We start from the raw sequence: 18,211 nt of genomic DNA, 5'->3' as shown, positions 1-18,211 counted from the left end.
GTCGATGCTGCATGGGCTCGCAAGCGAGCTGTCAGCGATGAGTCGATCTGCGTGTCTTCTACTTCTCGAAGGCGTCCTTGACGTCATCGCCGAGCTTCTTGGCCTCGGCCTTGGCCTGGTCGAGCTTGCCCTCTGCCTCGAGCTTCTCGTTGTCGGTCATGTCGCCGATGCCCTCTTTGGCCTTGCCCATCATCTTCTCGACGTTGTGCTTGGCGTCGTCCATGGCTCCCATGTCGCTCCCTTCGTGAGGAGGCGGCGGACCGCCCCGATTACGAAAGGCCAGTCTGCGATCGCGACCAATCCTGCGCCAGGGGATTGACAGCGGTGCGGAAGTGCATCAAGGACGACGGATGCCGACCCGTGCGCGACGGATGCCGACCCGTGCGCGACGATACCGGCGGGCGTGCGCGACGACGCCGGTTCAGCAGACCGGCCCGGGGTGGAACGGCCCCTCCACCGCTCCGTCCCGGACCGCTGCTTTCGGGCTACCCCTGAGGGGTCGAGATCTCTTCGATCCCGACCGGCGCTGCCCCAGGGTTCGAGCTGCATGCGCGGGGCGGATGGATCGCCTTCGCCGACATCGGGCGGCGGCGATTCCCCAGTGATCCGGTGGTCCGCACATGCGATGGCACCAGCGCTTGGCGCAGTCCCCAGCGCGCTGCTCGAATAGCCATGCTCCATGATGACACTGAATGGAGAAAATGTCCCCCATATGGGGGACAAAAGTCTGTGAAGTTGTGTATGCTGAAATCTGACGCACCCTCCGGTCGTCTTCGGCCCTCACCGCTCCCCCGCGGTGAGGGCCAACTTCGTGTTCTGGGTCTGTGTGTACGGCCCTCGGCGGGCATCGTGCTTGTCTCGCCGGCGCCGTCTTGCAACATTTAGATCACCATCTGGTCTCGGCCCTTGCCGGGCGCGTCGCCTGAGATAGCGTTAGCGACAGTCGGTGCGTCCTGCGTCGGCGTAGCAATCAGCAGAACGGCAGTAAATGAGCACCCAGGGCACGGTCAAGTGGTTCAACTCGGAGAAGGGCTTCGGCTTCATCTCCCCTGACGACGGCGGCGCCGACGTTTTCGCGCACTACTCCGCCATCCAGTCCAACGGCTACCGCTCACTCGACGAGAACCAGCGCGTCGAGTTCGATGTGGCGCAGGGCCCCAAAGGCCTGCAGGCTGAGAACATCCGCCCTCTCTGAGGCGGGCTTGAACTCCCCGGTGGATGCGGCAGCTGCCGCATCCACCGGGGAGTTCTGCGTTTGCGGCGAGTGCGAGCTGCTGGGCTCGCTGATCGTCAGCCGAGCAGCAGGGCGGGCAGGTCGGCGGGATCGGATGCCAGGAATGCGGCACCATCCGCTTCACCGGGCTCGCCGAAGCCCCAGCTGACGAAGATCACCGGCATCCCGTGTTCGGCGGCGCCCTCGACGTCATGGTGGCGATCGCCGATCAGCACTGGGCGTGAGGTGTCGACGCCGGCAGCACGCAGGCGCTCGAGCGCCTGGCCGATCACGAACGACTTGCCGTCGGTGCGACCCTCCGGAACCGGCCGTGCCCCTGAGATCGCGGTGAAGATGCTCATCAGCTCGTAGTGCTCCAGGATCGCGCGCACCTGGTTCTCGGGCTTGGTGCTGGCCGTGGACTGCGGAATGCCGGCATCCTGCACCGCCCGCAGCACCTCCGGAACGCCGGGATAGATGTTGACCGAAGACGCGTAGCCGTCGGCCGCCGCGAGCGCGCGATACCGTTCGACGGCCTCATGGGCCTGCGCTTCGCCCAGACCCGCACGCAGCTGGAACGACTCGTGCATCGGCGGTCCGATCCACAGCGACAGCTCCTCGGCATCCGGATCCGGCAGCCCGAACGACGCGAACACCTGACGCAGCCGCGGCAGAATGCCCGCCGACGCGTCGGCGATGGTGCCGTCGACGTCCCAGAGGATGCAGGAATAGGGCGAAACGGGCATGCATCCAGCCTATGGCTCCGGCACGCGCCCCCTCGCGACGGTGACACCTCGGGGGCCGACACGCCAGATGTCGGACGGATTCACGGGAAACGGCCTGCATCTGGCGTGTCGGCCCCCGTTTTGTAACGGGCGGAGGGCGGAAGGGGACGGGCCGCAGCCGGAACGCCTCAGAACAGGCGCGGAGCGCCCGACTCGGCGCCCTTCATATCCTCGTAGTCGAGCACGACGCAGCGGATGCCGCGGTCCTCGGCCAGCACGCGAGCCTGCGGCTTGATCTCCTGGGCGGCGAAGACGCCGGTGATGGGCGTCAGATGCGGGTCGCGGCCCAGCAGTTCCAGGTAGCGGGTGAGCTGCTCCACCCCGTCGATGTCGCCGCGGCGCTTGACCTCCACCGCGATCGCCGCGCCCCCGGCATCCCGGATCATCAGGTCGACCGGGCCGATCGCAGTCGGATACTCGCGGCGCACCAGGGTGCCGCCCTCACAGATCAGATCGACCTGCTCGGCGAGCAGGCGCTGCAGGTCGGCCTCGACGCCGTCCTTCTGCAGGCCCGGATCGATGCCGAGATCGTGATTCGAGTCGTGGATGATCTCGTAGATCTGCACGCGCAGCGCATCGCCGGTCTTCTTGTGGGTCACGCGCCACACCTCGACGACGCCCGCGATCGACTCCTCCTCGCCGGGTTCCTCGGGCGTGAGCGTGCACGGCGGGCTCATCCAGTTCAGAGGCTTGTACGAGCCTCCGTCCGAGTGCACGAGCAGGCTGCCGTCGCCCTTGTGCACCAGCAGACGCGTGGCGAGCGGCAGATGGGCGTTGAGCCGGCCGGTGTAGTCGACCGAGCAGCGGGCTATGACAAGTCTCATCTGCTCAAACCTACCGAACACCTACTCCCCGTCGCGGGATGACGAACTCGCTGTCAGCGTGCCCGTGGTGGCCCCCGTGACACGCTCGCCTGGGGTGTCATGGCCCGAGCTTGTGGTGTGTGAGTGACCTGTGAGCCGGTTCTGATCTAATCCCCGGTGAAGGCACGCCTCCACAAGTCATCTTCCCGAGTCGTCTTCCCGATGCGAAGGATCAATCGATGTCATTTCTCCTCCACGCCCGAACGCTGGCAGCTGCGGTCACGGCTCTGGGGCTTGCATTCGCGCTGAGTGCTTGCGGTGTCGATGACGCCACTGATGTTGGCGCCGAGAACGGTGCCGGATCAGGTACTGGAGCTGATGCGGACACGACACCCGATGGAGACACGGCCACTGAAGACGCGTCGCCGGTCCTGTCTCATGAAGGAACTGGCGATCACGTGCGGCTACACGTACGACGAACAAGAGCTCGCTGGCTTGAGGATGCTGTCGCCCTCTGCCGAGGTGCCTCCCGAGGCGACCATCTATATGGATCGGGGCACGATCTACTGGGACATCCCCCAGCCAGACGGCAGAATGTCGCACATGCTGGCGACCGATGGATTTCTGTACACGTGGAAAGTGCCCAGTGAGAGCAAGGCCATCAAGAGCGAGGACGTCACCAACGGCGGTGGGGATGAACTGCAGAAGCGCTTGACCAAGAACGCTCACGACTGCAAGGCCTATGACGGACCGGCCTCCATCTTCCAGCCACCCACGGACATCACCTTCGTGGAGATCGGCTGAGCCGTTTACGTCGGCGCTGTCGGATGACGGCTTGTGCCTGCGTGGCGCATCATGAACAGGTGTAGTCCTCCGACTCGAGGCCGAGGCTCGTCATGGCGTTGCCGAACACCTCGAAGTCGATGTCGCGGTCCCCTCCGGCCATCAAGATCCATGTGTCTGAGATTGACAGTCGCTGAATGTCTTGGCCTGAATCAGCGATCTCGCACGCCAGATCCTGAACCTTCTCCAGCTGCTTATCGCGAGCGGTGATGTCTTCGAAGTTACGAATCGTCATGACAAGGTGGTCTTCACCTTTACAGGTGAATTGCTCCACGACGCCCGAGCCGAGCCGGTCCGCTGGCGCGCACGTCAACCCTTCGTCTTCAAAGGCAGCAACGAAAATCTGCGCGGATTCGATGCCCTCTTCGCGCTCCGTGGGTACCGAACCCTGGATGTCGTCGACCGTTGTGGTGCCGTGGGTCTGGTCCTCTCCGCAGCCCGTCAAGAGCAGTACCAGCGCACCACTCACAGCGGCGGTGTATCTCAATCGCCGCGACCACCGCATCTCTTTCGTCAACATTGCTTCCTCGCTCGTTGTTGTCTCAGCCGACTCAGCCGTATTCGACGGCGCGCCGACGCTAACAAGGGGCACTCACAATCCGCTCACGGCGCTGAGCCGACCGGTCTCCTCGACCGAGCAGCGGCGATGACGAGGTGCAGCCGATGAGCCTACTTCGTGGTGACCGGTGCTCCGACGCGCAGCGGACGGGCCGCACTGGAGAACAGCCCCGACATCACCACCAGCGCCACGAGGATGAACAGCGTGTTCAGCAGGCCGACGTGCTCGCTGATCATGCCGAGGATCGGCGGACCGCCCAGGAACGCGACGTAGCCGATGGTCGCCGCGGCGCTGACCCGCGCGGCCGCCTTGGCCGGATCGTCGGCCGCGGCCGACATGCCGAGCGGGAAGCCGAGCGATGCGCCGATCCCCCACAGCGCGGCACCGAGCAGCACGAGCGGCAGGGTCGGGCCGAGGATGAACAGCAGGATGCCGGATGCCGCGGCCAGCGCGAGCACGCGCAGCACCCCGACCCGGCCGAAGCGATCCACCAACGGACCGCCGAACAGCCGCACGACGGTCATGCCGACCGAGAAGACGGCCAGGGCGAGCGCACCCATCCCGGACGGTTGCTGGTGGCCCTCCACGACGCCCAGCGCGATCCAGTCGTTCGCGCCGCCCTCTGCGAAGGACATTCCGAGCATCACGATGCCCAGCGCGTAGGTGCGCGGCTCGCGCCAGGCCTCCAGCGCGGTGTGCATGCGCTGGCGGAAGCGCGGCTTGACCTCGGGCGTCGGATCGAGGGCGGCTTCGCGCACCGGCACCTGGAAGAAGCAGACGATCGCCGCGGTCACGATCACGGTGCTCATGATCCCCGCGTGCGCGGCGACGTTCAGGTGAAGAAGCGCTGCCGCCGAGCCGGCACCCGCGCCGAGCACGGTGCCGAAGCTGAAGAAGGCGTGGAAGACCGGCAGGATGGTTCGGCCCATCTGCTGCTCGATGGCCGTGGCCTCGACGTTCATCATCACGTCGACCGACCCGTTCCCGAAGCCGAACAGCACCATGCCGACGACCACCAGCGGGATCGAGCCGAACAGGTCTGCCCCGAGGCCGATCAGGCATACTCCGGCGCCGAAGGACAGCATCATGATGAGCATTCCGAGACGCGCGCCGGTGCGCGCCATCACGAGCGGCCCGGTGGAGATGCCGATGATCGACGAGATGCCCATGCCCAGCAGGAGCAGTCCGATCTGCGCTTTGTCGATGCCGAGCGAGCCGGCGATGTCCGGCACGCGGGACGCCCAGGTCGCGATCGACAGGCCACTGGCCAGGAAGATCGCGAAGACCGCCGCGCGCCAGCGCACGAACTGCGAACGGGAGAGCGCGGTGTCCATCGCAACAGTGTATCGAATCGATTCGATCTGATCGCGCGCGGCCGGGTTATCCTCGGAGGATGAGCACCGCACGCCGCGCGACCATCGCCGACGTCGCCCGCGAGGCGGGCGTCTCGACGTCGACGGCGTCGGTCGTGTTCAGCGGCAAGGTCAACGTCGCGGATGCCACGCGCGAAAAGGTGCTGGCGGCTGCCGCCTCACTCGGATACGCCGGCCCCGACCCGCGCGCTGCGTCGCTGCGGCTCGGGCGAAGCGGCATCGTGGGCATCGTGCTCGGGGAGAGCTGCGGCACGCGTTCCTCGACCCGGTCACCACCGCGATGATGGATGGACTCGCCGATGCGCTCGCCTCGATCAGCGCCGGCATCCTGCTGCTGCGCGACGACCCGCACGACGACGAGGCGCCGCCGATCACGGAGGCCCCGGTCGACGCGGTCGTGCTGATCGGATGTTCGGGCCGCACCCGCGCCGCCCTGGAGATCGTGCGGCAGCGCGGCCTGCCGGTCGTGGTGATCGAGGGGGACGCCGGCGAGGGGTTCCGCGGATCACGCTGGACAACCGAGAGGCCAGCGCCGCGATCTCCCGTTATGTATTCGATCTGGGGCATACGAACGTCGCGACGGTCACCCTGCCCCTGGATGCCGAGCGCGGTCGCGGCCCGCTCACACCGGAGCGGGTGGCCCAGGCGACCGTCGACGTGACCCTGGACCGGCTCGCCGGATTCCGCGAGGTCTTCCCGCAGGCTCCCGGCGTGATGGCCGACGCGAGCCTGGTCGACGAGGGCATGATCGCCGCTCGCACACTGCTGACGGATGCCGACGGCGCGCTGCACGCCGACCGGCCGACGGCCATCGTCGCGCAGAGCGACCTGCTCGCGGTGGGGGTCATCCGCGCCGCGGAGGAGCTCGGTCTGCGGGTGCCCGAGGACCTGACCGTGGTCGGCTTCGACGGCATAGCAGCCGACGGACTGGGCTCCTTGAAGCTCACCACGATCGCGCAGCCGGCGGTCGCGAAGGGGCGCGCGGCCGGCGAGCAGGTGACACGGATGCTGGCGGGCGAACCGGGGAGTCCGTGCACTTCACCTGTGTATTCCGCGAAGGGGAGACCGCCGCTTCGCTGTAGAATGAAGAAAATCGCCCGCCTGCGCCAGTTGGCTTCGACGAGCTTGAGGAGCCGCTTATGCTTTTGCTCCTCGCCGTGTTCCTGATCGGGTCCATCCTTCTCCCCGTTCTGGTCCGCTGGCTCGGAGCGCAGGCATTCGTCATCGCCGCTCTGGTCCCGGCCGCCGCATTCGTGCATGCGCTGACCCGCACACCCGACGTGCTCGATCCGGTGACCATCCCCTTCCAGGACTACGAGTGGATCCCGCAGCTGGGCCTGCATCTCTCCATGCGCATGGACGTACTCGGCTGGGTGCTGACCTTGATCGTCACCGGCGTCGGCGCACTGGTGCTGCTGTACTGCCGCTGGTACTTCCACGACGACGCCGTCGGGGTGGGTCAGTTCGCCGGCGTGCTGCTCGGCTTCGCCGGCGCCATGTACGGGCTGGTGCTCACCGACGACCTCATCATGCTGGTGATGTTCTGGGAGATCACCAGCATCCTGTCCTACCTGCTCATCGGCCACTATCGCCGTCGTGCCGCCAGCCGTCGCGCCGCCCTGCAGGCGCTGCTGGTGACCACACTCGGCGGGCTGGTGCTGTTCGTCGGCGCCGTCCTGCTGGTCGTCGAGGCGGGCACCTCCAGCATCCGTCAGCTGCTCGAGCTCGCACCCACCGGACCGCTGGTCGACGCCGCGATCGTGATGCTGCTGATCGGGGCGATCTCGAAGTCCGCCCTGTTCCCGTTCCACTTCTGGCTGCCCGGTGCGATGGCCGCGCCGACGCCGGTGAGCGCCTACCTGCACGCCGCCGCCATGGTGAAGGCCGGCATCTACCTCATCGCGCGCTTCGCGCCGATCTTCGCGCTCTCCGCGCCGTGGCGTCCCATTGTCATCTCGCTGGGTGTGCTCACGATGCTGATCGGCGGTATCCAGGCGCTGCGCGAGACCGACCTCAAGCGCATCCTGGCGTTCGGCACGGTCAGCCAGCTCGGCTTCTTCTCGGTGGTGATCGGCTTCGGCACGCCCGGGGCCGCGTTGGCGGGGCTTGCCCTGGTGATCGGGCACGCGCTGTTCAAGTCGGCGCTGTTCCTGATCGTCGGTGTGATCGACCGTCAGCTGTCCACACGCGACATCACCGAGCTCTCCGGTGTCGGTCGGCAGGCACCCGTCATGGCGACCGCCGCCTTCATCTCGATCGCGTCGATGGTCGGTGTCGCCCCCACGATCGGATACGTCGCCAAGGAGTCCACGCTCACCGCCCTGCTCGAGGATGCGCTACAGGGCTCGATGTGGGGGTGGGTCGCCCTGGTGGGGGTCACCGTCGGCGCGGTGCTGACGACGGCCTACGGATGCCGATTCCTCTGGGGCGCGTTCTGGCGGAAGAAGAGCCCCGAAGGCGCCCATATGCCCGAAACGGCATGGCCCGATCCGCCGGTCGGCTTCCTCGCCTCGCCGATCATCCTCGCCGGGCTCAGCATCGCCGCCGGCATCGGGGCGCCGGCGCTGGGTGTCGCGCTGCAGGGGTACGCGCGCACGTTCGATCCCGCACTCGGCGGCACCGGCCACTTAGCGCTGTGGCACGGACTCGAGCCCGCGCTGTTGCTGTCCATCGCGGCGATCGTCGTCGGCATCGGCGCGTTCGTGCTCAGCATCCGCTCGGGCTGGCACCGCCGGCCGCGTCTGATGCGCTTCACCGCCGCCGATGTCTACTACGTCACCATGCGCGGGGTCGACCGGCTGTCGGTGCTGACCACCGGTATCACCCAGCGCGGTTCGCTGCCGCTGTACGTCGGCACGATCTTCGTCGTGCTGCTGGCGGCCGAGGCGACCGCACTGGTCGGTGCGGCTCCCGACCGCCTGGCGCTCTCGGCCTGGCACACCCCGGTGCAGCTCGTGGTCGCGCCGATCATGGCCGTCGCCGGAGTGGTGTCCGTGCGCGCGCGCAAGCGCTACACGGGTGTGGTGCTGGTCTCGGTGACGGGTCTGGGAATGGTGGTGCTGTTCGCGACCAGCGGTGCTCCGGACCTGGCGCTCACGCAGATCCTCGTCGAGACCGTCACCATGGTCACCTTCGCCCTCGTGCTGCGCAGGCTGCCGTCGCGGATGGGCGAGCACAACGCATCCGTCGGCCGTGTTCCGCGTGCGATCCTCGCGATCGGGGTGGGCGTGACGATGGCGCTGGTGGCGATCGTGGCCACACAGGCCCGCATCTTCGACCCGATCTCATTGGACTTCCCGCAGCTCGCCTACGAGCTTGGTCACGGCAGGAACGTCGTCAACGTCGCCCTCGTCGACCTGCGCGGGTGGGACACCATGGGCGAGCTCAGCGTGCTGGTGCTGGCTGCGACGGGCGTGGCATCGCTGGTGTTCGTCACCCACCGTGCGGATCTGCTCTCGGCCACCCGGGACCTGCCGCAGACCAAGCGCCGCCGCACGGCCCGCCGTCCGATGGTGGAGACCCCCGACGGCCTGCGCTTCCAGACGCCCGAGAACCGCGGTGCGCCGCGGGCGTGGCTGGTCAGCGGCACGCAGCTGAAGGCCGAGAACCGGTCGATCCTGCTCGAGGTGATCGTGCGGGTGCTGTTCCACACCATCATCGTCGTGTCGATCTACCTGCTGTTCGCCGGCCACAACGGACCGGGCGGCGGTTTCGCGGGCGGGCTGGTCGCCGGCATGGCGCTGGTCATGCGGTACATCGCCGGCGGGCGCTGGGAGCTGGGTGCGGCCGCACCGACGGATGCCGGTCGCCTGCTCGGCTTCGGTCTGGTGCTCGCCGTGGGCGCCGCACTGCTGCCGCTGTTCTTCGGGATGGCGCCGCTGCAGAGCGCGGTCTGGGAGGCGGAGGTCCCGATCCTGGGTCACCTGGAGTTCGTCTCGTCGACGATCTTCGATGTCGGCGTGTACCTGGTGGTGATCGGGCTCGTGCTCGACGTGCTGCGCAGCCTGGGTGCCGAAGTCGACCGGCAGGCCGCCGAGATGAGGACCAGGAGGGTGCACGTCTGATGGACGTCTCGCTGACCCTGATCATCATCATGGCCGTGCTGTTCGCCGCCGGCGTCTACGCGATGATGGAGCGCAGTCTCACCCGCGTGCTGATCGGATTCCTGCTGCTGGGAAACGCCACCAACCTTCTGCTGCTGATCGTGATGGGCACGCCGGGCATGGCGCCGTTCTTCGGCGAGGAGAGCGAGATCAGCGATCCGCTGCCGCAGGCGCTCACGCTCACGGCGATCGTGATCACCTTCGCCGTCTCGGCGTTCCTGCTGGCCCTGATCTACCGCTCCTGGCAGCTCGGCCAGGCCGACACGGTCGAGGACGACGAGGACGATGTCGCACTGCGCGAGCGCACGGATGCCGAGGACGAGATCATCGACGACGAATCGACGCCGGAAGAAGAGGAAGCCACCACCGACTTCATCGAGACGGCCACGACGCCGATCACCGTGCTGCACATGAAGGACCACCCCGCCATCCACGACGACGCGCCCATGGACGTTCCCGACGGGGCCCACGGCCAGGAGGATCGCCCGTGAGCGCACTCGTCCCCCTCATCGTGATGCTGCCGCTGCTCGGCGCGGCGATCACCCTGATCTTCGGCCGCAACCCGCGCCTGCAGATGCTCGTGACCGCCGGAACCCTGGCGGCCGTCTCGATCATCGCCGCGGTGCTGCTGGTCGCGGTGGACGCCGCCGATCAGCCGTTCGCCGTGTCGGTCGGGGGCTGGCCGGTGCCGTTCGGCATCATCCTCTACGTCGACCGCTTCGCGGCGCTGCTGGTGCTGGTCTCGAGCATCGTGCTGCTCGCAGTGCTGCTGTTCTCGATCGGTCAGGGTGCCGCCGACGGACTGGACGAGACGCCGATCTCGATCTTCAACCCCACTTATCTCATCCTCGCCGCGGGCATCTTCGATGCGTTCATCGCCGGCGACCTGTTCAATCTGTACGTCGGGTTCGAGATCCTGCTGGTGGCCTCGTACGTGCTGATCACCCTGGGCAGCACGGAGTCCCGCATCCGCACTGGTGCCGTCTATATCGTCGTCTCGCTGGTCTCATCGATCCTGTTCCTCGCCGCTATCGCGATGATCTACGGTGCGGTGGGCACGGTGAACATGGCGCAGGTCGCCGAGCGGGTGGCGCAGCTGCCGCAGGAGACCCAGCTCGTGCTGCACCTGATGCTGGTGGTGGCCTTCGGCATCAAGGCCGCCATCTTCCCGGTGTCATTCTGGCTGCCCGACTCCTATCCCACCGCACCCGCCCCGGTCACCGCCGTGTTCGCCGGCCTGCTGACCAAGGTCGGCGTGTACGCGCTGATCCGCACCGAGACGCAGCTGTTCGCCGAGAACAGCATCGACACGCTGCTGCTGATCGTCGCGCTGGCGACCCTGGTGATCGGCGTGCTCGGCGCCGTGGCGCAGGCCGAGCTGAAGCGGATCCTGTCGTTCACGCTGGTCAGCCACGTCGGGTACATGATCTTCGGCCTGGCGATCGCGACGGAGGAGGCCATCGGCGCGACGGTGTACTACATCGTGCACCACATCGTCGTGCAGACCACGCTGTTCCTCGCGGTCGGGCTCATCGAGCGCAAGGCCGGCAGCACCTCGATCCTGCGGGTGAGCGGGCTGATGAAGGCGGCCCCGCTGCTGGCCGTGCTGTACTTCGTGCCGGCGATCAACCTGGGCGGGCTCCCGCCGTTCTCCGGGTTCATCGGCAAGATCGCTCTGTTCGAGGCGGCGGCGGATGTGGGCACGCCGCTGATGATCGTGTTGATCTTCGGCGGCATCCTCACCTCGCTGCTCACGCTGTACGCGCTGATGCGCGCCTGGAACCTGGCGTTCTGGCGCGAGGGCGACGACCTCGCCGAGATCGAGGGGCGCGTCGGCTACCTCGGCAACGCACCCGCCGCGGATGTGCAGACCGAGACCCGCCGCATCCCCGCGATCATGACGGTGGCGACCGCCGGCATGGTCACCGTCACCCTGGCCCTGACGGTGTTCGCCGGTCCGCTGTACGCTCTGTGCGACCGGATCGGCACGGGACTGCTGCAGCCGGTCACCCTCCAGCAGATCGATGAGGAGGCAGGATGAGCCCCGGATCGAAGCGCAGCCTGCTCCGCGACATTCTGCTGCAGCTGCCGTTCATGCTGTGGCTGACCGTGCTGTGGATGCTGCTGTGGCACCAGTTCACGCCGCTGGCGCTGCTCACCGGCATCCTCGTCGCGATCTTCGTGACCCGTGTCTTCCGGCTGCCGACCGTGGAGCTGGTCGGGCGGGTGAATCCCTGGTACGCGCTGGTGTTCGTCGTGCTGTTCCTCGGCGCGGTCGTGATGGGTGCGATCAGCGTCACCATTCAGGTGTTCGACTTCCGGCGTCAGCCGGGAGCCGCGATCGTGGAGATCCCGCTGCGCTACGCCGACGACATCGTCACGACGCACGTGGCGGTGACCGCCTCGCTCATCCCCGGGTCGCTGGTGGTGGAGAGCGATCGCAACCGCCGCATCCTGTACCTGCACGTGATCGGTGTGCACAGCCGCGCCGACGTCGACGACTTCCGCGACGAGGTGCTGCGCTGGGAGCGTCGCATCGTGCGGGCGGTGGGCACGCCGCAGCAGTACCGGGCGCTGAAGGCCGATGAGCTCCGTCTCGCGTCGTCCGCTCAGGCGTCGATGACGGATGCCGGGAACGGCGATGCCCCGAGCGATCGCAGCGAGCCGAAGGAGGCCTCCGATGAATCCGCTCCTCATTGCGATCATGGCGGTGTTCGGCATCGCCGCGCTGCTGTGCGTGATCCGCATCGTGCGCGGACCGTCGATCCTCGACCGCACGGTCGCGTCGGACGTGCTGCTGACCGAGGTGATGTGCGTGCTGGGCGCCGATATGGCCATCAACGGGCACACCCGTAACGTGCCGGTGATGCTCATCATCGCCGCCGTCGCCGTGTTCGGGTCGATCGCGGTGGCCCGCTACGTCGCGCGAAGGGACAACCCCACGCCATGACTCCGTTCCTCGAACTCGCACTGCCACGGCCGGTGGCGGAGACCATCGTGCTCGTGCTCGTGCTGCTCGGCGCGATCCTGTGCCTGTCGGCCGCGGTCGGGCTGCTGCACTTCCGCGATGTGCCGGGTCGGCTGCACGCGGCCACCAAGCCGCAGGTGCTCGGGCTGGTGCTGATCTGCCTGGCGATCGCGGTCGCGCAGCGCACGATCGGCGGGATGCTGATGGGCCTGCTGGTCGTGATCCCGGTGATTCTGCTGCAGTTCGCCACGGCGCCCCTGTCAGCGCACATGGTCGGCCGTCAGGCGTACCGCAACGGCACCATCAACCAGCGCGACCTGGTCGCCGACGAGTACGCCGAGTCGAAGCAGACCCCGCCCGCTGCGGGCTGATGGTTCCGTATCCGCGCCAGTTCTCGGCATCCGCCGCAACGATCGGCGCAGCGGATGCCGAAGACTGCCGCGGATGCCGGTTCAGAGCCCGTCGACGAAGCCGCTGATCTTCTCGGCGGCAGCCCACGAGTCGCTGATCAGCGTGCCGTGTCCGTGGTCGGGGATCTCCTCGAACCGGGCATCGGGCACCGTGTCCACGATCTCGCGGCACCACGTCATCGGAGCGAGCGGATCGCGCGAGCCGCGCACGACGAGGGTCGGCACGTGCACGCGCGGGTACGCCTTCTCGGGTTCGTGCACGACGGTCGCGCGGATCTTGCGGATCAGGTGCGGGCCGCCGCGCAGATATTCGCGGGCGCCGCGCCACAGCACGACGGGCCGCTCGCTGATCAGGTCGCGCAGCAGATACCCGGCCTGCATCCGGATGCTGCGGGCGGCGCTGTTCACGGTGGGGCCGGCCAGGATCAGGGCGGAGAGGACCTCCGGATGCCGCACCGCGACCTCGGTGGCGATCTGACTGCCCATGGAGTGGCCGAGCACCACGGCATCCGTGATCCCCTTCGTGCGCAGGAAAGCGGCGACGAGGTCGGCGTGCCGCTCCATGGTGAGCGTGCGGGCCGGTTCGGGGGCCTCACCGAAGCCCGGCAAGTCGATACCGATCACCCGGTGGCCGCCGCGTTTGCTCAGTTGCTGCACGAAGTCGATGTAGACGCTGCGGCCCATGCCGATTCCGTGCAGCAGCACGATCGGCCGGGGCCCGGTGCCGAAGTCCTCGTAGACGAGCGTCGCGCCGCCATGCACGAACTTGCCGACGTCGACGGGCATCCCGTCGGGGGCGAGCAGACGTTCCGGCATCCTTCCACCGTACCGGGCGGCGTTGACACCGCACTCCGGACCGACATCGCTGTGGGTTCCATCCCATTAGGCCTCTTGTGGGATAGAACCCACAGAGTATAGAGTGGGATAAATCCCACAGGAGGGGCCATGGATGTCAGACTCGTCAACACCACAGACCTCGGCGCGGTCGCGGCAGAGCAGCGCATCAAGATCGGCCTCACCCAGTCCGAGCTCGCCCAGCGCGCTGACGTGACGCGTGATTGGCTGGCACGCTTCGAGACGGGGTCGCCGAACGTGACGATCGCCCGGGTGATGCGCGTCTACAGGGTCCTTGGCCTCGACCTGGTCGTGCGCGACGAGGCTGCGTGAGATCGTGACCGAGCAGCTCGCCACGTATCTCGACGGTCGGCGCATCGGGACGCTGTTCCAGGCGCCCCAGGGCAACCTGACGTTCGTATACGACGACACCTACCGTCGACAGCGGGGAGCAACGCCGCTGTCGCTGTCGCTGCCTCTCGCTCGAGCGGAGCACAGGAACAGGCCGACGCGAGCGTTCCTTCAGGGCCTGCTGCCCGACAGCCCGGGCCGGTTGGAAGAACTCTCCCGCGAGTTCGGAGTATCGCCCCGCAACACCTTCGCCCTGCTCGCGCACATGGGACGGGATGCAGCGGGAGCCGTGCAGATCCTTCCCGAAGGCGAGGCGAGCGGTGATGCGGCGGTGCGAACAGGGGAGCTGGACGTCCTCGACGAGGATGACTTCGCAGACCTGATCGCCGATGTCATCGCGAATCAGGACACCTGGGGTCGGCGAGACAACGCGAACGTGCGGTGGAGTCTGCCCGGTGCGCAGCCGAAGGTCGCCCTGTTCCGCACAGCCGCGGGGCACTGGGCTGTTCCGCGTGATTCCACGCCGACCACGCACATCGTGAAACCGGCTGTGCCGCCGTACTCCGATCACCACATCAATGAGTTCATGACCATGGCTGCGGCCCGGCATCTCGGTCTCGTCGTCGCTGACGACTTCGTCACCACGACGACACGAGGAGATCATGCCTTCGTCTCGGTCAGATACGACCGAAGAGACGTCGGCGGACGCTGGAGACGGCTGCATCAGGAGGACCTCTGCCAGGCGATGGCCACCCCGCCCGAGAAGAAGTATCAGGCTGATGGGGGTCCAGGCATCGCGACGATCGCCCAGCTGCTGGGTTCCAACCCGGATGCCGCTGACGCGCGCGACAACGCCCGGCGGTTCTTCGACGCGATCGTCTTCAACGTGGCCGCACTCGGCACCGACGCGCACGCGAAGAACTATTCTCTGCTGCTCGAGGGGGACCGTGTGACCCTGGCTCCGCTCTATGATCTCGGCAGTCATGCGCCCTACCCCGTGCGCGGCGATGCGTTCCCCAGGCTCGCGATGTCCGTCGAGGGCGAGTACCGCGCCACTGGGATCACGACGCTTTCGCTCGCTCGCGGTGCCCGTCGCCTGAGGTTGGACGAGACATACGCGTTCGAGCGCGCCACCGAGATCACGTCGCACATCGTCGACGCCTACGACGCATCCGCCGAGATCGCTCGGGCCCAGCTCGGCGACCAAGAGTTCATCGAGCGGATGCTGACCAGCATCCGCGACCACGCCCTGGAGCGCGGCTGGGTGTCCCGCCCGCGTTGACGGATCTCGCAGGCCCCCGCTCAGTCCGCACGCGTCAGCACCAGGGTGTCGACGGCGGCAGCCGCCACGGCCTTCTTCGTGAATGGCCAGGGACGCTGCACGCCCTTCGCCCAGTCCTCGGTCTGGTCGGTGTAGTGCCTGTTGAACGCGTGGCCGCTGGCACCGGTGAGGTGGATCCAGGTCGACGCATCGAAGTCGTCGAGATCGACCACCATCCGCATCGACGGCACGGTCGTGGTCGCGTAGGACTCGCCGACCTTCCAGCCGGTGGCGTTCACGACCGAGGAGCCGCCGCTGACCGGGTACGGCCCGCGGTTGAACAGCATCTCGATCGGTGCGATCCCCGATGAGCCGAGCGTGGAGCTGGTCAGTGACAGTGCATGCAGCGTGCCCCAGTTCCAACGCTTCACATCGGTGCCCTGCAGCTGTGCCAGCTCGTCATAGGCCTGCTTCGCCGACAGTGCGAGCATGCCGTCCCTGCCGGTCACATCGAGCCGGTCGTTGGTCCACAACGGGTCCGACGGATCATCGAGCATCGCCCCGACGACGGTGAACAGCCGGCCCTGATCACCGACCGGCAGCGCCACGTCGCGATCGACGAAGACGTTGCGCACCAGGTTCGACCACAGCACGTTCGCATATGCCGCCGCAGGGGAGTTCGCGTGATTCTGGGCGTCCCAGGTGCGCAGCAGATCGACGGCCGCCTGCGGGCCCGTGCCGTCGACCGACACGCCATCCATCGCAACGGCCAGCTGCTTGCCGATCCACATCTCATCGTCCATCTGGATGCCGCGCAGATCCTCCGCAGTCAGTGGACCGGCAGCCGACCTGCGCTCGATCAGGTGCGAGATGCGCGCGGCACGATAGCCGTAGTCCCAGTCTCGAGAGAGGAAGTGCTCGTAGTCATCGCCGACGATCGCGTTGTTCGCCGTGACGATGTAGTCCTCGGGTGGGTTGTACGACACCGGCAGATCGTCGAAGGGGATGAACCCGGTCCAGTCGTACGCGCTGTCCCAGCCGGGCTGCGGCAGCCAGCCGTCACCCGCGCCGCGGATCGGCAGCCGACCCGGCGCCTGGTACCCGATGTTGCCCTCGGCGTCGGCATAGATCAGGTTCTGCGCGGGAACGTCGAACAGGGATGCCGCACGGCGGAAGTCCGTGAAGTTCCGTGCCGTGTCGAGGGCGAAGATCGCGCTCGCCGTGGTGCCGGGATCCAGCGCGGTCCAGCGCAGGCTGACCGCGAAATCACCGCTGGGCACCTCGGGAGCATCGGTCAGGGAGAGCACCCTCTCGCCGGCCTCGGCGGCGGGTGCCTCGGCGATGGCCGTGAAGTCGTCGGTCAGCCCCGAGATGATCGGCCCGTGCACGGTGCGGCGGATGGTGAGCGGAACGTCATCGCCTCCGGCGACCCTGATGACGTCCTCCTCGACGTCGAGGGGCTGCAGCTCTCCATCTCGCCAGTACTGGTCGCCCTCGACCTTCTCGATGTACAGGTCGGCGACGTCGGTGGTGAGGTTCGTGAAGCCCCAGGCGATCTCGGCGTTGTGTCCGATCACGATCCCGGGCAGCCCCGAGAACGAGAACCCGGCCACATCGAACGGGCACGTCTGACTGACGTCGGCGCACTTCAGCTGCATCTGGTACCAGACGCTCGGCAGGGCGGCCCCGAGATGCGGGTCGTTCGCGAGCAGCGGTTTGCCGGACTCGGTGAGATCGCCCGAGACCACCCACGAGTTGGAGCCGATGCCCTCGCCGACCGGACCGAGCAGCATGCTCGCAGCTTCTATCACGCTGTCGGCATGCTGCCACTGGACCGTGGCAAGAGCGTCGGTGGTATGCGTGTCGGTGGCATCGGACTCCGTGGGGCCGGAGAAGGACGCCGGGGCGGTGCCGGTCTCGTCCTCCGTGGGCAGCGGCTCGACTGCGGAAATGGTCGGGACGATCATCGGGTTCCGGTCGAACGGATACCCCGGGTATACCTTCTCGATGAGCGCCTGGGTGTCGGCATCCGTCTCCCCGGCCTCGTTCAGCCGGGCGGCGAGCAGCGCGCGGTCGGTCTCGTCGCCGATGTTCGTGCGCAGATCCCAGGCCATCGCCTTCAGCCAGGCGACGGAGTCGGCCGGCTGCCACGGCTCGGGCTCGTAGTCCGGGTTCTGTATGCCGAGAACGGCATACTCCAGGGAGAGCTCGGCGCCGGAGCGGGATGCGAGGTATGCATTCACGCCTGCGGCATAGGCGTCGTAGTACCCGCGGGTCGTGTCGTCGAGCGCCTCGACCTCCTGCTCGGCGACCTTGTGCCAGCCCAGGGTGCGCAGGAACTTGTCCGTGGCGACCTGCGATTCGCCGAACATCTCGGCCACCCGACCCGAGGTCACGTGGCGGCGGAAGTCCATCTCGAAGAAGCGATCCTGCGCGTGCGTGAATCCCTGCGCGAAGAACAGGTCGTCGGTGGACGAGGCGGTGATGGTCGGGATGCCGAGGTCGTCGCGCTGCACGGTGACGTCGCTGCGCAGGCCCGTCAGCGAGACCTGCCCCGAGGTCTGGGGGAACGAGCGCTGGATGGTCCACACCAGGAAGAACGCCGCCGCCGTCGCGATGACGAGAAGGGCTGCGACCACCATGAAGGCGATGCGGCCGATCCGTCCGGCGATCGATCGGCGGGGTGCGGTGGTGGTCTCTGTCGTCAT

At 67.5% G+C, this 18,211-nt stretch carries 19 protein-coding genes and 1 pseudogene; 13 read left to right on the top strand and 7 right to left on the bottom strand.

Translation table 11 applies throughout. The features are described from left to right. Positions 1 to 58: 58 nt before the first annotated feature. The gene (locus tag QUE33_RS11980; RefSeq protein ID WP_286300315.1) at positions 59 to 232 is read right to left on the bottom strand and encodes a CsbD family protein; all 174 of its coding nucleotides are present in this window, start codon (positions 230 to 232) and stop codon (positions 59 to 61) included. A gap of 756 nt (positions 233 to 988) precedes the next feature. Between QUE33_RS11980 and QUE33_RS11975 the strand changes: the two genes are divergently transcribed. Next, complete coding sequence (locus QUE33_RS11975; protein ID WP_110555044.1) at positions 989 to 1,195, top strand: cold-shock protein; 207 nt, start codon at positions 989 to 991, stop codon at positions 1,193 to 1,195. 95 nt (positions 1,196 to 1,290) lie between these two features. Here the strand turns inward: QUE33_RS11975 and QUE33_RS11970 are convergent, their stop codons facing one another. Together QUE33_RS11970 and nucS are read right to left on the bottom strand one after the other, a co-directional pair. Further along, a complete protein-coding gene (locus QUE33_RS11970; protein ID WP_286300312.1) occupies positions 1,291 to 1,959 on the bottom strand; it encodes an HAD hydrolase-like protein in 669 nt (222 codons plus the stop codon). A gap of 167 nt (positions 1,960 to 2,126) precedes the next feature. Continuing rightward, positions 2,127 to 2,822 carry an endonuclease NucS gene (gene nucS, locus QUE33_RS11965; protein ID WP_286300310.1) on the bottom strand — a complete coding sequence of 232 codons (696 nt, stop codon included), beginning with the start codon at positions 2,820 to 2,822 and terminating at the stop codon, positions 2,127 to 2,129. Positions 2,823 to 3,110: 288 nt separating this feature from the next. Here nucS and QUE33_RS11960 point away from each other — a divergent pair, with 288 nt between their 5' ends. After that, positions 3,111 to 3,605: a hypothetical protein gene (locus QUE33_RS11960; RefSeq protein WP_286300308.1), complete on the top strand. Its 495-nt coding sequence runs from the start codon at positions 3,111 to 3,113 to the stop codon at positions 3,603 to 3,605. Positions 3,606 to 3,654: 49 nt separating this feature from the next. On the opposite strand, the gene QUE33_RS11955 is transcribed toward QUE33_RS11960, so the two are convergent. Next, the gene (locus tag QUE33_RS11955; protein WP_286300306.1) at positions 3,655 to 4,113 is read right to left on the bottom strand and encodes a hypothetical protein; all 459 of its coding nucleotides are present in this window, start codon (positions 4,111 to 4,113) and stop codon (positions 3,655 to 3,657) included. A 200-nt stretch (positions 4,114 to 4,313) separates the two neighbouring features. Further along, positions 4,314 to 5,537, bottom strand: coding sequence for an MFS transporter (locus QUE33_RS11950; RefSeq protein WP_286300304.1), 1,224 nt, complete (start codon positions 5,535 to 5,537; stop codon positions 4,314 to 4,316). A gap of 59 nt (positions 5,538 to 5,596) precedes the next feature. Here QUE33_RS11950 and QUE33_RS11945 point away from each other — a divergent pair, with 59 nt between their 5' ends. From QUE33_RS11945 to mnhG, 9 genes and pseudogenes are all read left to right on the top strand, one after another. Further along, on the top strand, positions 5,597 to 5,860 hold the full coding sequence (locus QUE33_RS11945) for a LacI family DNA-binding transcriptional regulator (protein WP_286300302.1): 264 nt from the start codon (positions 5,597 to 5,599) through the stop codon (positions 5,858 to 5,860). Continuing rightward, entirely contained in the window at positions 5,857 to 6,237 is a 381-nt protein-coding gene (locus tag QUE33_RS11940; protein ID WP_286303207.1) for a type 1 periplasmic-binding domain-containing protein, read from the top strand. Before QUE33_RS11945 ends, QUE33_RS11940 begins: the two co-directional genes overlap by 4 nt. Continuing rightward, a complete protein-coding gene (locus tag QUE33_RS11935; protein WP_286303154.1) occupies positions 6,135 to 6,743 on the top strand; it encodes a substrate-binding domain-containing protein in 609 nt (202 codons plus the stop codon). The genes QUE33_RS11940 and QUE33_RS11935 overlap by 103 nt, the downstream gene beginning before the upstream one ends. Beyond that, the gene (locus QUE33_RS11930; RefSeq protein WP_286300300.1) at positions 6,716 to 9,640 is read left to right on the top strand and encodes a Na+/H+ antiporter subunit A; all 2,925 of its coding nucleotides are present in this window, start codon (positions 6,716 to 6,718) and stop codon (positions 9,638 to 9,640) included. The genes QUE33_RS11935 and QUE33_RS11930 overlap by 28 nt, the downstream gene beginning before the upstream one ends. Next, the gene (locus QUE33_RS11925; protein WP_286300299.1) at positions 9,640 to 10,170 is read left to right on the top strand and encodes a Na(+)/H(+) antiporter subunit C; all 531 of its coding nucleotides are present in this window, start codon (positions 9,640 to 9,642) and stop codon (positions 10,168 to 10,170) included. The genes QUE33_RS11930 and QUE33_RS11925 overlap by 1 nt, the downstream gene beginning before the upstream one ends. Next, positions 10,167 to 11,720: a Na+/H+ antiporter subunit D gene (locus QUE33_RS11920; RefSeq protein ID WP_286300297.1), complete on the top strand. Its 1,554-nt coding sequence runs from the start codon at positions 10,167 to 10,169 to the stop codon at positions 11,718 to 11,720. The genes QUE33_RS11925 and QUE33_RS11920 overlap by 4 nt, the downstream gene beginning before the upstream one ends. Further along, positions 11,717 to 12,187 (top strand): annotated as a pseudogene (locus tag QUE33_RS11915) (Na+/H+ antiporter subunit E); the annotation flags it as partial. The gene QUE33_RS11920 and the pseudogene QUE33_RS11915, both read left to right, overlap by 4 nt. A gap of 172 nt (positions 12,188 to 12,359) precedes the next feature. Then, positions 12,360 to 12,629: an MrpF/PhaF family protein gene (locus tag QUE33_RS11910; RefSeq protein ID WP_286300295.1), complete on the top strand. Its 270-nt coding sequence runs from the start codon at positions 12,360 to 12,362 to the stop codon at positions 12,627 to 12,629. Next, entirely contained in the window at positions 12,626 to 13,018 is a 393-nt protein-coding gene (mnhG, locus tag QUE33_RS11905; RefSeq protein WP_286300294.1) for a monovalent cation/H(+) antiporter subunit G, read from the top strand. The genes QUE33_RS11910 and mnhG overlap by 4 nt, the downstream gene beginning before the upstream one ends. An 81-nt stretch (positions 13,019 to 13,099) precedes the next feature. Here the strand turns inward: mnhG and QUE33_RS11900 are convergent, their stop codons facing one another. Beyond that, positions 13,100 to 13,873 (bottom strand): alpha/beta fold hydrolase, encoded by a 774-nt coding sequence (locus QUE33_RS11900; protein WP_286300293.1) that lies wholly within the window; start codon positions 13,871 to 13,873, stop codon positions 13,100 to 13,102. 129 nt (positions 13,874 to 14,002) lie between these two features. On the opposite strand from QUE33_RS11900, the gene QUE33_RS11895 reads away from it, so the two are divergent. Together QUE33_RS11895 and QUE33_RS11890 are read left to right on the top strand one after the other, a co-directional pair. Then, entirely contained in the window at positions 14,003 to 14,224 is a 222-nt protein-coding gene (locus QUE33_RS11895) for a helix-turn-helix domain-containing protein (RefSeq protein ID WP_286300292.1), read from the top strand. A 4-nt stretch (positions 14,225 to 14,228) separates the two neighbouring features. Then, positions 14,229 to 15,524, top strand: a complete 1,296-nt coding sequence (locus tag QUE33_RS11890) for a HipA domain-containing protein (RefSeq protein ID WP_286300291.1) — start codon at positions 14,229 to 14,231, stop codon at positions 15,522 to 15,524. 20 nt (positions 15,525 to 15,544) lie between these two features. Here the strand turns inward: QUE33_RS11890 and QUE33_RS11885 are convergent, their stop codons facing one another. Continuing rightward, positions 15,545 to 18,211, bottom strand: coding sequence for a penicillin acylase family protein (locus QUE33_RS11885; protein ID WP_286300290.1), 2,667 nt, complete (start codon positions 18,209 to 18,211; stop codon positions 15,545 to 15,547).

The sequence above is a fragment of the Microbacterium suwonense genome (assembly GCF_030296555.1).
GTDB lineage: Bacteria > Actinomycetota > Actinomycetes > Actinomycetales > Microbacteriaceae > Microbacterium > Microbacterium suwonense.
This window is presented reverse-complemented; position numbering and strand designations above follow the sequence as displayed.

Excerpts from the sequence above, each read along its gene's own strand:
- QUE33_RS11970 (WP_286300312.1), bottom strand. The coding sequence starts at position 1,959 with ATGCCCGTTTCGCCCTATTCCTGCATCCTCTGGGACGTCGACGGCACC.
- mnhG (WP_286300294.1), top strand. The coding sequence starts at position 12,626 with ATGACTCCGTTCCTCGAACTCGCACTGCCACGGCCGGTGGCGGAGACC.
- QUE33_RS11910 (WP_286300295.1), top strand. The coding sequence starts at position 12,360 with ATGAATCCGCTCCTCATTGCGATCATGGCGGTGTTCGGCATCGCCGCG.
- QUE33_RS11900 (WP_286300293.1), bottom strand. The coding sequence starts at position 13,873 with ATGCCGGAACGTCTGCTCGCCCCCGACGGGATGCCCGTCGACGTCGGC.
- QUE33_RS11975 (WP_110555044.1), top strand. The coding sequence starts at position 989 with ATGAGCACCCAGGGCACGGTCAAGTGGTTCAACTCGGAGAAGGGCTTC.
- QUE33_RS11945 (WP_286300302.1), top strand. The coding sequence starts at position 5,597 with ATGAGCACCGCACGCCGCGCGACCATCGCCGACGTCGCCCGCGAGGCG.
- nucS (WP_286300310.1), bottom strand. The coding sequence starts at position 2,822 with ATGAGACTTGTCATAGCCCGCTGCTCGGTCGACTACACCGGCCGGCTC.
- QUE33_RS11980 (WP_286300315.1), bottom strand. The coding sequence starts at position 232 with ATGGGAGCCATGGACGACGCCAAGCACAACGTCGAGAAGATGATGGGC.
- QUE33_RS11885 (WP_286300290.1), bottom strand. The coding sequence starts at position 18,211 with ATGACGACAGAGACCACCACCGCACCCCGCCGATCGATCGCCGGACGG.
- QUE33_RS11925 (WP_286300299.1), top strand. The coding sequence starts at position 9,640 with ATGGACGTCTCGCTGACCCTGATCATCATCATGGCCGTGCTGTTCGCC.
- QUE33_RS11950 (WP_286300304.1), bottom strand. The coding sequence starts at position 5,537 with ATGGACACCGCGCTCTCCCGTTCGCAGTTCGTGCGCTGGCGCGCGGCG.
- QUE33_RS11940 (WP_286303207.1), top strand. The coding sequence starts at position 5,857 with ATGATGGATGGACTCGCCGATGCGCTCGCCTCGATCAGCGCCGGCATC.
- QUE33_RS11895 (WP_286300292.1), top strand. The coding sequence starts at position 14,003 with ATGGATGTCAGACTCGTCAACACCACAGACCTCGGCGCGGTCGCGGCA.
- QUE33_RS11930 (WP_286300300.1), top strand. The coding sequence starts at position 6,716 with ATGCTTTTGCTCCTCGCCGTGTTCCTGATCGGGTCCATCCTTCTCCCC.